Consider the following 13,779-nt stretch of genomic DNA (forward strand, 5'->3'; position numbering starts at 1 on the left):
GCCAGCCCGTGGTACGGACGGCGGGACTTGAACCCGCACTCCCGATGGGAAGCGGATTTTAAGTCCGCTGCGTCTACCGATTTCGCCACGTCCGCGTGGAGGAGGCTGCGTTCCAAGCGGATCGGCGCGCGCCCGTCAAGCCGCCGCTACCGCAGCGTCTGGATGATGCCGGAGAAATCGGTCGCGGCATGGCCATCCTCGACGAAGCGCGCGTAAAGCTCGGCGGCGCGCGCGCCCATCGGCGTGTCGGCTCCTGCCCCGGCCGCTGCCTGCATGGCGAGGCGCAGGTCCTTCAGCATCAGCGCGGCGGCGAACCCGCCCTGAAATCCCCGATCGGCGGGCGTTTCGGGGCCGACGCCCGCCACCGGGCAATAGCTGGTCATCGACCAGCACTGGCCCGAACTGACCGACGAAATATCGTAGAAGGTCTGTGCATCCAGCCCCAGCTTCTCGGCCAGCGCGAACGCTTCGCACGTCGCGATCATCGACGCGCCGAGCAGCATGTTGTTGCACATCTTCGCCGCCTGCCCCGCGCCGTTCGCGCCGGCATGGATTACCGCCTTGCCCATGTCCTTCAGGAACGGCGCGGCCCTGGCGAATGCCGCCGGGCTGCCGCCGACCATGAAGGTCAGCGCGCCCGCATTCGCCGCGGCGATGCCGCCCGATACCGGCGCGTCGACCGCCTGCAAGCCCTTCGCGCGGGCCGCCTCGGCGACCTGACGGGCGGTGTCGACGTCGATCGTCGAACAATCGATCAGCACCGCACCGGTATCGACCGCATCGAACAGCGCGTCGGCATAGATCTGCGCGACATGGGCACCGGCGGGCAGCATCGTCACCACCGCTTGCGCCCCTTCCGCCGCCTCGTCAGCATCGGCAACAGGCAGGCAGCCCGTGGCCTTCGCCCGGGCCAGCGCATCGCCCGACAGGTCGAAGGCACGGACGTCATGCCCCGCCTTCGCCAGATTGGCCGCCATGCCGCCGCCCATATTGCCGAGGCCGATGAATCCGATCCGTGCCATGCGAAATTCTCCTGTGACGCCGTTACGTCAAACCAACCCGTTCGTCCTGAGTAGCCACTGAGCTCGTCGAAGGGGCGTATCGAAGGATCGCCAAGCGTACTTCGATACGGGTCTTCGACTTCGCTCAGCCCCTACTCAGCACGAACGGTTCTTTTCCGAAGGTTCCTCAACTACCGCCCCGTCCAGTTGCCGGGACGCTTCTCGACGAAGGCGGTCATGCCTTCCTTCTGATCGGCCGTCCCGAACAGGCCGTGGAACAGGCGGCGTTCGAACTGGACCCCCTGCGTCAACGTCGTGTCGAACGCGGCGTTGACCATTTCCTTGTTCGCCTTGACCGCCAGCGGCGCCATGGCGGCGATGGTCTGTGCGGTCTTCACCGCGTCCTCAACGAGATCGTCCGCGGGCACGATCCGCGCGACCAGACCGCAGCGCTCCGCTTCCTCCGCGCCGATCATCCGGCCGGTCAGGCACATCTCCATCGCCTTGGCCTTCCCCACCGCGCGCGCCAGCCGCTGCGACCCGCCCATGCCGGGGGTGACGCCCAGCTTGATCTCGGGCTGGCCGAACTTCGCGGTATCGGCGGCAAGGATAAAGTCGCACATCATCGCCAGCTCGCACCCGCCGCCCAGCGCGAAGCCGGCGACGGCGGCGATGACCGGCTTGCGGGTGCGGGTGAACGCGTCCCAGCCGCTGAAATGGTCGCCGCCATACATGGCGGCGAAGTCCATTTCCTGCATCTCCTTGATATCCGCCCCGGCGGCGAACGCCTTGGCCGATCCGGTGATGACCGCGCAGCCTTGGGACGGATCGGCATCGAACGCCCGCATCGCGTCGAGCAGTTCGGTCAGAATCTGCGCATTGAGCGCGTTCAGCGCCTGCGGCCGGTTGAGCGTGACCAGCGTCACCGCGTCGCGGCGCTCGACGATAATGGTTTCATACGTAGACATGGCAACTCCAGCGTAATTCGTCATTCCGGCGCAGGCCGGAATCCATGGACGCGAAACGTCGGCGATAGAGACGACGCCCCCCGACACAATGGATTCCGGCCTTCGCCGGAATGACGGGAAAGGTCATCGCGGCTGCCATTCGTCGGCTGCATCCAGCGGCGCGAAGATGCGGTCGATCATATGGTCGCTGACCGCCTGGGCCGTCGCCGGGTCCCATTTCGGCGCGTGATCCTTGTCGACGATCACCGCCCGGACACCCTCGACGATGTCCGGCCGCTGGACGATGCGGGTGACGACCGCATATTCCTGCCGCATCTCGTCCTCGAAGGTCGGCATGGTCGCCCCGTCGAGCAGCAGCTTCAGCGAAACCTTGCACGACAGCGGCGAACGCTGGCGCAGCGTCGCCAGTTGCGCCTTTGCCCAGTCGGAACCGTCGGCCTCCAGCGCCGACAGGATTTCCTCGAAATCGTCGCTGGCGAACAGGCGGTCGATCGCCTCGCGCTGCGTCAGGATCGCCGCTTCGCCGGGCGGGACGGCATGACCGGACAGGATCGCTTCTATCGCCAGCGGGTCGGCCGCAATCGCCGCCTTGATCGTGTCGAGCGCCGCCGCCGGCACCAGATGCGTCGCCAGCCCCAGCGCCAGCATCTCGCTCCCGTCCAGCCGCGCCCCGGTAAGCGCCAGATACTGGCCGATGCGCCCGGGCAGGCGCGACAGATACCAGCCGCCCCCGACATCGGGGAACAGGCCGATCGCGGTCTCCGGCATGGCGAAGCGCGTATTCCCGGTCGCGATGCGGATATCGCACGGTTGCGAAATGCCGACGCCACCCCCCATCGTCACCCCGTCCATCACCGCGATGGTCGGTTTGGCATAGGTGAACAGCCGGTGGTTGAGCCGATATTCGGTAGCGAAGAAGGCACGCGCGGCAACACCGTCGTTCGCGCTGCTGTCGGCGATCATGCGAATGTCGCCGCCCGCGCAAAAACCACGCCCCTCGGCATGGTCGATCAGGATGGCGTGGACCGCCGGATCGTCGCGCCACTGTTCGAGCGCGGCAAGCATCGCCTCGCACATGGCGTGGTCCAGCGCGTGCAGCGCCCTGGCCCGATTCAACCGGATGCGGCCGAGATGGCCGTCGACCGACGTGAGGATCATCATCGCACCAACTCCCGCCCGACAATCATCCGCATCACCTGATTCGTCCCTTCCAGAATCGAATGCACGCGCAGATCGCGCCAGAAGCGTTCGATCGGATAGTCCATCAGATAGCCATAACCGCCATGCAGTTGCAGCGCCTGATCGACCACCTTCGATCCGGTGTCGGTGGCGAAGCGTTTCGCCATCGCGGCGAAGCGCGTCTTGTCGGGGGCATTCGCGGTCACCTTGGCCGCGGCGGTGTAGAGCAGCGCGCGCGCCGCCTCCAGCTCGGTCGCCATGTCGGCCAGCGTGAACTGCGTGTTCTGAAATTCCGCGACGGGCTTGCCGAACTGCTGCCGCGCCTTGGTATAGGCGATGGCTTCGTCGAGACAGCGCTGCGCCCCGCCCAGCGAGCACGCCCCGATATTGAGCCGCCCGCCGTCCAGCCCCTGCATCGCGATCGAAAAACCCTGCCCCTCGACCCCGACCAGATTGGCAGCCGGCACCCGCACCTGATCCAGAATGACCGCCCGCGTCGGCTGCGAATGCCAGCCGAGCTTGCGTTCGTTCGCGCCGAACGACACGCCGGGCATATCCTTCTCGACCAGCAGGCACGAAATCCCCTTCGGCCCTTCGCCACCGGTGCGGACCATCACCAGATAGACCTCGTTGTCGCCCGCGCCGGAGATGAACTGCTTGGTCCCGGTGACGATATAGTCATCGCCGTCGCGCACCGCCTTCGTCTTCAGCGCCGCCGCGTCCGACCCCGATGACGGCTCGGTCAGGCAATAGCTGGCGAGCTTGTCCATGGTGACGAGGTCGGGGAGGTACCGCGCCTTCAGTTCGGCCGAACCGAACGCGTCGACCATCCACGCCGCCATGTTGTGAATCGAAATGAACGCGCTGGTCGACGGACAGCCATAGGCCATCGCCTCCATGATCAGCGCCGATTCCATCCGGCCAAGGCCGATGCCGCCCGACTCTTCGGACACATAGATCGCGGCAAAGCCGAGGTTCGCCGCCTGCTTGATCGTATCGCGTGGAAAGATGTGCTGCTCGTCCCATTCGGCGGCATGCGGGGTGATCGCATCCGTCGTGAACCGGCGCGCCAGTTCCTGAATGTCACGCTGGTCGTCGGTAAGGTCAAAGGGGTTCACGCGTCACTCTCCACTATCGCTTCGGCCTCGATCTCCACGCGCCATTCGGGGCGAAGCAGCGCGGCCACCACCAGCATCGTCGCGGCGGGCCGCACGCTGCCGAATATCCGTCCATGCACCCGGCCGACCGCATTGGCGTCGCTTGGATCGGTCAGGTACAGGCGCGTGCGGACGACATCGTCGATCCGCCCGCCCAGTTGCCCGATCGCCTCGGCGATGATCGCGAAGCACCGCTCGGCCTGCACCGCCGCGTCGCCGGGCGTGCTGCTGCCGTCCGGCTCGACCGGCGCGGTGCCCGACACGAGAATGCGGTCGCCCACCCGCACCGCCCGCGCAAAGCCGATCGTCGCTTCATAGGGCGAGGTGGAGGCGGTATGCCGACGTACCATCATGGCCGCTCGTGCAACACCCGCGCCCGGAACAGCGGGTCGGCGATCGACAGGGTATTGCGTTCGTACCAGCGCGGTGCCGGTACACCCTTTTCCCACGCGATCGCCTCCAGCAGATTGCCCTGCGCGGACGGCGTATCGGGCCGCAGCTTCGCGATCGGATCGCGATAGGCGACATCGGTCTTGACGATCGTCCAGCCCTTCTTGCGCAATCCGGCGACCAGATCGGCGATCCAATAGGCGGCTAGATCGGTCTCGTGCAGCAACATCACCTGCACTGGCTGCCGCCCCAGCGCCTGCCGGCCCAGACGATCGGCGAACTCGGCGGCCTCGACATGCGTCTCGACATACAGGTCGCGCAGGGCGTCCATGTCGATCGGCTTGCCCGCCTTGCCCGCCTTGCGCGCCGCGCCGGCAAGGTTTTCGATGTTCCAGTCGGACCCGTCGACGGTGACATAGCCGTTCGACAGGCCCCGCGCGGCAAGGCCCGCCCGCACCGCATCCCGCTTCGCCTTGTCGGTGCCGCCTTCGTCGAGGAACGGGTAGCGATACCATGGCCGCAACCCCTTGCGCCCCTGCAACCACGCACCGGCGCGATCGATATCGGCCAGATAGGCATCGGCGGTCATCGCCTTCAGCCCCGGATGGCTGAAGCTGTGGTTGGCGATGACATGCACCGCCGCGACATAGGCCGCGACCCGCTGTTCGCCCCCTGCCCCATCGGGCGCGGCCAGATTGCCCGGCACGACGAAGAACGCCGCCTGTCGCACCCCCGCCTTGCGCAACCCGGCGATGATCCGCGCGGTACGTTCGTCGGGCGTCAGGAACGGCCCGCGCGCACGCGGCGCGTCGTCGAAGGTCAGCGCGATCCGTTTCTGCGCGACGGCGGGCGACGCCATCGCCAGCAACATCAGGATCGCCGCCATCAGGCGTCGCATCATCACGGCAATTCCTCCTGGCACATGCCGGCTATCGAGCATCAACTATCACGTCCCTCCACATCGTCACCCCGGACCGGATCGAGACCTCTGCAAAAATAGCGATCCCTGCCCCCCTGCCGTACCCCCGCGCAGGCGGGGGTCCAGGGTTCCAGGCGCAAGCCGTTGTTCTTCCTGGCTCTGGACCCCCGCCTGCGCGGGGGTACGGTGAGTTTTTGTCCAAGCTTGCGGCTTTCACAAAGGTCTCGACCCGATCCGGGGCGACGAACGGCGACTGAACGAGGGTCGCATCGGCCCGGCATACTGCGCCTTACCCCATTGTCGGAATGACGAACGCATCCTGCGTCCGCGCCGCCGCGCCATCCTCGGCCTGGGTGCCCGCCACCGATCCGTCGGGCCAGCGCTGGGTGATCGTCTTGACCTTCGTCCAGAAGCGCACGCCTTCCTCGCCATGCTGGTTCACGTCGCCGAACGCGCTGCGCTTCCATCCGCCGAAGCTGTGATAGGCCACCGGCACCGGGATCGGCACGTTGATGCCGACCATGCCGACGTTCACCCGCGCGGCGAACTCGCGCGCGGCATGGCCGTTGCGCGTGAAGATCGCGACGCCATTGCCATATTGATGCTCGCTCGGCAGGCGGACGGCGCTCTCGAAATCGTTCGCGCGGACGATTTGCAGCACCGGGCCAAAGATTTCCTCGCGATAGGATTCCATCGCCGGCGTCACATGATCGAACAGCGTCGGACCGATGAAGAAGCCGCGTTCATGCCCCTGCAACCGGAACCCGCGGCCATCGACGACCAGCTCGGCGCCTTCCTCGACCCCCTTGGCGATCCAGCCTTCGACCCGCGCCTTGTGCTGCGCGTTGACCACCGGGCCGTAATGGGCGTCCGCGTCGGTCGATACCCCGACCCGCAGCGCATCGATCGCGGGGATCAGTTTCTCGCGCAGCGCGACGGCGGTCTTCTCGCCGACCGGTACGACGACCGGCAGCGCCATGCACCGCTCGCCCGCCGATCCGAATGCCGCGCCGGCAAGGTCGGCAACGACCTGGTCGAGGTCGGCATCGGGCATGACGATGCCGTGATTCTTGGCCCCGCCCATCGCCTGCACGCGCTTGCCCGCCGCCACGCCGCGTTTGTAGACATAATGCGCGATGTCGCTCGACCCGACGAAGCTGACCGCGCCGATCGCGGGATGGTCGAGGATCGCGTCGACCACCGTCTTGTCGCCATGCACGACCTGCAGGATGCCTTCGGGCGCGCCGGCCTCCAGCATCAGTTCGGCCAGCCGCACCGGGACCGACGGATCGCGTTCGCTGGGTTTCAGGATGAACGCGTTGCCGCAGGCGATGGCGACCCCGAACATCCACATCGGGATCATCGCCGGAAAGTTGAACGGGGTGATGCCCGCGCCGATGCCGACGGGCAACCGCATCGAATAGACGTCGATGCCGGGGCCTGCCCCCTGCGTATAATCACCCTTCAACAAGTGCGGCACCCCGCACGCGAATTCGATGACGTCCAGCCCGCGCTGGATATCGCCCTTGGCATCGGCAATGACCTTGCCATGTTCGCTCGACAACAGTTCGGCGAGCGCGTCCATGTTCGCTTCGACCAGTTGCTTGAACGCGAACAGCACGCGGGCGCGCTTCTGCGGATTGGTCGCGGCCCAGCCGGGCTGCGCCGCCTGCGCGGCGGTGACGGCGCGATCGATATCGGCGGCGGTGCCCAGCCGGGCATGCGCCTGCACCTCGCCACGATTGGGATCGAACACGGCACCGGTCGCCCCGTCCGCACTGCCTGAACCGCCCGCGATCACATGATCGATGACCCGCATACACTCTCCTGCCGATCGCGAAGGCCGGTCTGTCGCCGACTCACCCGCGTGTAATTTTATTGCTTTTGGCATGACGAGGTGCCCGTGTCAGCGGCAAATCGGACACGCGCCGAATGCCGCCCATGTCGACAGTCGGATGCTGCGGACCCCGTGACACCGCATACCGACACGAACATCATCCCGTACACAAATCGCATTCGATTGCAGTACCGTCCGTTGCCCACTACACTTTCCCGAACCGTGGCAAACGCGGACCAACGGAGAGCACAGCGTGGACCAACCGCAATCGGCAATTCGCTCGATCCTGATCGTCGGCGGCGGCACGGCGGGATGGATGAGCGCGGCGGCGCTGTCGCACGCGCTCGGCACACGCTGCGCGATCACGCTGGTCGAATCCGACGACATCGGCACCGTCGGTGTCGGTGAGGCGACGATCCCGCCGATCAAGCTGTTCAACGACACGCTCGGCATCGACGAGGCCGAATTCCTGCGCGAGACCAGGGGCAGCTTCAAACTCGGCATCGAATTCGTCGACTGGGCGCGGCGCGGCCATCGCTATTTCCACCCGTTCGGCACGTTCGGCAAACCGTTCGATCTGGTCGCGGTGCATCAACATTGGCTCGCCGCGCGCGCCGCCGGGTCGCCGGTCCCGCTCGACGATCTGTCGATGGCGTGGGGCGCGGCGAAACATGGCCGGTTCGCCCGGCCGATGGGCGATCCGCGCAGCGTCGCCTCGACCTTCGACTATGCCTATCATTTCGACGCCGGCCTCTACGCCGCCTTCCTGCGCCGCTATGCCGAGGCGCGCGGCGTGGTGCGGGTCGAGGGCAAGGTCGCCGATGCTGCGCTGGACGGGCAGACCGGCCACGTCGCCAGCGTCACGCTGCACGACGGCCGCACCCTTGCCGCCGACCTGTTCTTCGACTGTTCAGGGTTTCGCGGGCTACTGATCGAGGGGGCGCTGGCGACCGGCTATGACGACTGGACGCACTGGCTGCCGTGCGACCGCGCGGTGGCGGTGCCGTGCGCGACCGGTGGCGACGGGCTGACCCCCTATACGCGATCGACCGCACGTGCCGCCGGGTGGCAATGGCGCATCCCGCTGCAACATCGCACCGGCAACGGCTATGTCTATTGCAGCCGCCATCTGTCCGACGACGAGGCCGCCGCGACGCTGATGGCGAATCTGGATGGACCGGCGCTCGCCGATCCACGCTTCCTGCGCTTCACCACCGGGCGGCGACGGCGCTTCTGGAACCGCAACGTCGTCGCGATCGGCCTTGCCAGCGGGTTCATGGAGCCGCTCGAATCGACCAGCATCCACCTGATCCAGACCGGCATCGCCAAGCTGCTGGCCTATTTCCCGACACGCGATTTCGACCCGTTGCTGATCGACGAATATAACCGCGTCGCCGTCACCGAATATGAACGGATCCGCGACTTCCTGATCCTGCATTACAAGCTGACGACGCGCGACGATGCGCCGCTGTGGCGGGACTGCTTAGGCATGGACGTGCCCGACACGGTCGCGCTCAAGATCGCGCATTTCCGCCATGGCGGCCGCCTCGTCGCGCGCGACATGGACCTGTTCGGCCCGCCCAGCTGGCTGGCCGTGCATATCGGTCAGTTGAACAACCCCGTCTCGCTCGACCCCCTGCTCGACCCCACCAACAGCGCCAGCTTCGTCGACCGCCTGTCGGCCGCGATCGACGCGATGGCGAAATCGATGCCGACCCATGCGGCATTTCTGCAACAGATCGGCGCGACCCGCTGATCGCCTCGACCGTTTGTTGCAATCCTTTGCATTACCCCTTGCAAACGATTGCTAAGCCGGTATGCAGCGATTAACAGGCTCTCGCGAGTGGAGCCGTCGATGGAGGGTTTGCCATGAAGATGCCGGTTCTGCTTGTCTGTGTGTCGCCGATCGCCTTGCTCGTCGCCGCGCCGGCCGTTGCCCAGACGGGCGCCCCCGAAGCTCAAACGACCAGCCAAGCCCCCGGCGCAATCCCGGATGCTGCCGAGGCCAGCGACGAAATCGTCGTCACCGCCAGCAGCGGCGAACGCTCGCGCTTCCGCAGCTCGATCTCGGTCACGCAGCTCAGCAACGAAGCGATCACCAATTTCACGCCGCGTTCTGAAGCCGAAGTGCTGCGCAACATCCCGGGTCTTCAGCCCAGCGACACCGCCGGCCCCGGCGGCAACGCGAACATCGGCGTGCGCGGCATTCCGGTGTCGACCGGTGGTTCGGAATATGTCGCCTTGCAGGAAGACGGCCTGCCCACCGTCCTGTTCGGCGACATCAACTTCGGCAACAACGACTATTGGCTGCGTTTCGACCAGAACGTCCAGCGCGTCGAGGCGGTGCGCGGCGGTTCGGCCTCGACCTTCTCCAGCCAGGCACCGGGCGCGGTCATCAACTATCTGAGCAAGACCGGCGACAAGGCGGGCGGTCAGGTCGCCTATTCGAACGGCATCGGCTTTCGCGAACATCGCGTCGATTTCGATTACGGCGCGCCGATCAACGACACGCTGCGCTTCCATGTCGGTGGCTATGCCCGCAACGGCGGCGGTCTGACCAACGAACGCTTCAACATCCTGCGCGGCTATCAGATCAAGGCGAACATCACCAAGGATCTGCCCGACGGTCGCGGCTTCGTTCGCCTGTATTTCAAGCGGCTGGACGAACAGGCCCCGACCAACACCACCACCCCGTCGATCGCGACGCTGGAGGGGAACAAGGTCACCGGTTTCGCCCCGCTGCCTAATTTCGATGGCCGCGACGGGTCGTCCTATTCGATCTACAACCGCCGGTTCCAGTATCTCGACTATGACGGCGGCGGTCTGCGCAGTGCCGAGGTGCAGGGCATCCACCCGCGCGTCACCGGCCTCGGCGCGCAGTTCCACTACGACCTGACCGACAACATCACGCTCGACAACGTGCTGCGTTACCAGTGGATCAGCGGCAATTTCACGACCCAGTTCATCAACGTCGCGCCGCGCACCGGCGCGGGCGGGGTGATCGGGTCGACCGTCAACGGGCAGGTCGTCGGTTCGCTGCGCTACGCCGCCGGTCCGAACCAGGGCCAGCTGTTCACCGGCGCCTATGTGAACAATAATCCGAACATCAACACGTTGATGAAGAACATGAACAACTTCGCCAACAACCTCGCGGTGAACGGCAAGTTCGACGTGGGCGGTGGCAAGGCGACGGTGTCGACCGGGGTGTTCGTGATGAAGCAGAACATCGAGCAGGACTGGCACGTCAACCGCAACTTCGCCGAACTGAACGGCGAGAATGCCGCACCGCTCGACCTGTTCAACACGATCGGGACGCAGCTGACCGCCGCGGGTCAGGCCGGGTTCAACGACAATTGGGGCAGCTGCTGCGCCCGCCGCGTCGACCTGAGCTATACCGACGTCGCCCCGTTCCTGCAGGTCGGTTATGAAACCGGCGGGCTGAACCTCGACGCATCGGTCCGCTACGACAATGTCAGCGGCAAGGGGACCGCACAGGGCGGCGTCACCGGCCCCGTCACCCGCGTCAGCGACGCGCTGGGATCGGCGTTCATTCCATCGCTGGCGCTCAGCCCGACGGTCGAGAAGGTCGATTACAGCGACAGCTATGTCAGCTGGTCGCTCGGCGCGCTCTATGCGTTCAGCGGCAATACCAGCGCGTTCGCCCGCGTCAGCCGCGGCGGCCGGTTCAACGCCGATCGCCGCGTCCTGTCGGGCAATTTCAACGCCGACGGCTCGCTCAATGCGCAGGGTGAATCGACCTCGGTCAACTTCCTGAACCAGCAGGAAATCGGCCTGAAGCAGCGCGGCAGCATGTTCGGCGATGCGTCCTACACGGTCGAAATCACCGGCTTCCGCTCGACGCTGACCGAAAACAATTACGACTTCACCCGCATCAACAATCCGGCTCCGAACAACGACCCGAACATCTCGAACGGCTATCGCTCGTTCGGCGTCGAGTTTTCGAGCCGGTTGAACTACGGCAATTTTCACCTCGCCGCCGATGCGACCTATTCGAATTCGAAGATCGTCAGCAGCGTCACCCCGGCACTGGTCGGCAACCGTCCCGGTGGCCTGCCCGAATTCCTGTTCGTCGTCTCGCCCTCCTATGACGCGGGCGTGGTCGCGTTCGGTGTCAGCGTGAACGGACAGACGGCGACCCCGTCGGACGACTTCAACCTCTACACGATCAAGGGCTCGACCTTCGTCAACGGCTTCCTGACGGTACGTCCGGTCGACCGCATCGAACTGGGGCTGAACGTCAACAACCTGTTCGACAAGCTCGGCTTCCGTGGCGGTGGCAGCCTGAACCCGATCCTGTCGTCGACCAGCGCCGTGTTCAACAACACCGCGCTCTATGGCCGGACGGTGACCGGCTCGATCCGCTACCGTTTCTAACGCCCTCCCGAGCCTTACGGGCGGCACGGCTTCGGCCGGGCCGCCCTTTTTTGTGTGCGGCAGGTAGCTGCCCTTCCGAGCCCCGAACGTTATCGAAGCACGGGCGGGGATCTTCCGGTGATGGCGCACAGCAGGAGCCTTGGGAGGCGCACCGACCCCGCCGACCCGGTCGTCATCCCAGCGAAGGCTGGGATCTCCCGGTAATAGCACGGTGCAAGAACCGCGAGAGGCCCCAGCCTGCGCTGGGGCGACGCATCTGGCAAAAGAGCCATTGGCCGAACACAAAAAAGGCGCCGCCGGACCGAACCGGCGACGTCCCACATTATCCCAAAACCAGTCGGCTCACATCACCCAGCGCGCCCTGTCCCCGTCGAGCACCAGCCGGAACCATGGTGCCGCCGTCCCCCCGAAATGCTTCCGCCGCGTTGCGCCATCGTTCGGCTCCGCCCCGTTCAGGCCTACGGAGTCGGCAAAGCTGATGACATCCAGTTCCCCGGTCACCCACCAGCAATAGGCCTGATACGGTTCCGCCGAAGGATTGCCCGCGACCAGCCCCGATCCGTTGAGCGGCACCCACGGCCCGGCCATGCTCTCGGCAACCGCGCCGTACAGCCCGGTCGGCGCGCCGGTGCCATCGGCGAAGCGCTTCGCCTGCGTCGACCAGAACAGATAATAGCGCCCCTCGACCAACACGATATGCGGCCGTTCCAGCTCGCTATTGACCCCGATCGACTCCAGCAACGGTGCCGCCAGCCGCCACGGCTGATCGGGCATGGCGCGCTTCGCCACGCCGATCACCCCGTCCTGCACGTCATCGACCCATCCGGCCGATCCGACGAACAACAGATATTCCGCGCCATCGGCGGGATCGCGGAAATAGCCGGGATCGCGAAATCCCTTGATCCGGCCATCGACCGCCTCGGACTGATCGGCGCGCAGATAGGTCGCGCCATCGGCGGCGATCGATTCCACCGGGGTCGACCAGTCGCCGACCGCGCCATCGGCAAAGCGCCCGACGCTTTCGAACAACCGCTGTTCGAACGTCCGCGCCTGCCCCTGCCGGCCCGATGCGGTGAAATACAGGGTCAGCGTCACGCCATCCTCGGCCAGCACCGCCGACCCCGACCATTCGCGACTGCCCGGCGTAAAGCCGTCCGGAAACGCATCGCCATGATCGCGCCAGCCATCCGCGCCATGGCTGGTCAGCCGGATGCGCGCCGCATCGTGCCGGTCGTCGGGATCGGCGAATTGCGGCGTCATCAGGAAGAACCACCAGCTGCGATCCTCGACGAATGCGGTGCGGCCGTCGGCAGTGGCGATCTGCCACATGTCCCACACGTCATGCCCCGGTACGACCGGCGTCAATGCGTCGAGCGAGAACACCGGCAATGCCAGTTCCGGCTGTTCGGCGGCCAGCCGCGCGGCATCGATGCTCCAATGCGTCGGCAGCGGCTGGTCGGGGGCGGGGCGGCGGGCGGGCATGGTCATAAGGGCGGCTTTCGACTGAAAAACGAAGAGTCAGGCGGCGGTGATGGCGAACAGCGCGACGCTCTCCGCCTTCATCGCCGGGATCGGCAGGCCGGCATGGGCCAGCCCGTCGCCGTCCAGCACGACGCCCTCGCCGCGCATCGCGGCAAAGATCGGCGCATCGGGCAGCGGGTGGCCGGGCGTGGTGGCAAGGTCGAGCAGGCGCACGCGCACCCGCCCCGCCCCGGCCAGTGGCGGCACCGGCAGCGGCAATGGATGGCGCACCGTCATCGGCTGGACCTGCGTCATGCTCAGCAACAGGTCGCCCGGCACCCCGTGCATCTGCCAGACCAGCCCGTCGCCGCCCTCGCCCATCCACAGCCGGCCATGGTGCAGCCGATCACGCAAATCCTTGTACCGCTCGATCGCGACCGCCAGCGTGACCGCATCGGCGGGCGCGATCGCC

At 66.2% G+C, this 13,779-nt stretch carries 10 protein-coding genes, 1 tRNA gene and 1 pseudogene; 2 read left to right on the top strand and 10 right to left on the bottom strand.

All coding sequences use genetic code 11. The annotated features are described in order from the left end of the window. Positions 1 to 9: 9 nt before the first annotated feature. From ASE91_RS02690 to ASE91_RS02725, 8 genes are all read right to left on the bottom strand, one after another. A tRNA-Leu gene (locus ASE91_RS02690) sits at positions 10 to 95 on the bottom strand. 51 nt (positions 96 to 146) lie between these two features. Further along, positions 147 to 1,022 (bottom strand): 3-hydroxyisobutyrate dehydrogenase, encoded by an 876-nt coding sequence (gene mmsB / locus ASE91_RS02695; protein ID WP_056622423.1) that lies wholly within the window; start codon positions 1,020 to 1,022, stop codon positions 147 to 149. 170 nt (positions 1,023 to 1,192) lie between these two features. Continuing rightward, the gene (locus ASE91_RS02700) at positions 1,193 to 1,969 is read right to left on the bottom strand and encodes an enoyl-CoA hydratase (protein WP_056622425.1); all 777 of its coding nucleotides are present in this window, start codon (positions 1,967 to 1,969) and stop codon (positions 1,193 to 1,195) included. Positions 1,970 to 2,092: 123 nt separating this feature from the next. Continuing rightward, positions 2,093 to 3,130, bottom strand: coding sequence for an enoyl-CoA hydratase/isomerase family protein (locus ASE91_RS02705; RefSeq protein ID WP_056622427.1), 1,038 nt, complete (start codon positions 3,128 to 3,130; stop codon positions 2,093 to 2,095). Beyond that, positions 3,127 to 4,266 carry an acyl-CoA dehydrogenase family protein gene (locus ASE91_RS02710; protein WP_056622429.1) on the bottom strand — a complete coding sequence of 380 codons (1,140 nt, stop codon included), beginning with the start codon at positions 4,264 to 4,266 and terminating at the stop codon, positions 3,127 to 3,129. Before ASE91_RS02710 ends, ASE91_RS02705 begins: the two co-directional genes overlap by 4 nt. Then, positions 4,263 to 4,658, bottom strand: coding sequence for a RidA family protein (locus ASE91_RS02715; protein WP_056622431.1), 396 nt, complete (start codon positions 4,656 to 4,658; stop codon positions 4,263 to 4,265). Before ASE91_RS02715 ends, ASE91_RS02710 begins: the two co-directional genes overlap by 4 nt. Beyond that, positions 4,655 to 5,596, bottom strand: coding sequence for a polysaccharide deacetylase family protein (locus ASE91_RS02720; RefSeq protein WP_082453767.1), 942 nt, complete (start codon positions 5,594 to 5,596; stop codon positions 4,655 to 4,657). The genes ASE91_RS02715 and ASE91_RS02720 overlap by 4 nt, the downstream gene beginning before the upstream one ends. Before the next feature lie 307 nt (positions 5,597 to 5,903). After that, the gene (locus tag ASE91_RS02725; protein WP_056622433.1) at positions 5,904 to 7,433 is read right to left on the bottom strand and encodes a CoA-acylating methylmalonate-semialdehyde dehydrogenase; all 1,530 of its coding nucleotides are present in this window, start codon (positions 7,431 to 7,433) and stop codon (positions 5,904 to 5,906) included. A 271-nt stretch (positions 7,434 to 7,704) separates the two neighbouring features. Between ASE91_RS02725 and ASE91_RS02730 the strand changes: the two genes are divergently transcribed. Continuing rightward, a complete protein-coding gene (locus ASE91_RS02730; RefSeq protein ID WP_268795935.1) occupies positions 7,705 to 9,207 on the top strand; it encodes a tryptophan halogenase family protein in 1,503 nt (500 codons plus the stop codon). Between the two features lie 113 nt (positions 9,208 to 9,320). Next, the gene (locus tag ASE91_RS02735; protein WP_056622435.1) at positions 9,321 to 11,846 is read left to right on the top strand and encodes a TonB-dependent receptor domain-containing protein; all 2,526 of its coding nucleotides are present in this window, start codon (positions 9,321 to 9,323) and stop codon (positions 11,844 to 11,846) included. A 342-nt stretch (positions 11,847 to 12,188) separates the two neighbouring features. Here ASE91_RS02735 and ASE91_RS02740 read toward each other — a convergent pair whose 3' ends face one another. Together ASE91_RS02740 and ASE91_RS20355 are read right to left on the bottom strand one after the other, a co-directional pair. Beyond that, positions 12,189 to 13,334 carry a glycoside hydrolase family 68 protein gene (locus ASE91_RS02740; RefSeq protein WP_235530271.1) on the bottom strand — a complete coding sequence of 382 codons (1,146 nt, stop codon included), beginning with the start codon at positions 13,332 to 13,334 and terminating at the stop codon, positions 12,189 to 12,191. Positions 13,335 to 13,364: 30 nt separating this feature from the next. Beyond that, a pseudogene (locus ASE91_RS20355) lies at positions 13,365 to 13,779 on the bottom strand (alpha-galactosidase); the annotation flags it as partial.

Origin of the sequence: Sphingomonas sp. Leaf62, assembly GCF_001421915.1 — a bacterium.
GTDB lineage: Bacteria > Pseudomonadota > Alphaproteobacteria > Sphingomonadales > Sphingomonadaceae > Sphingomonas.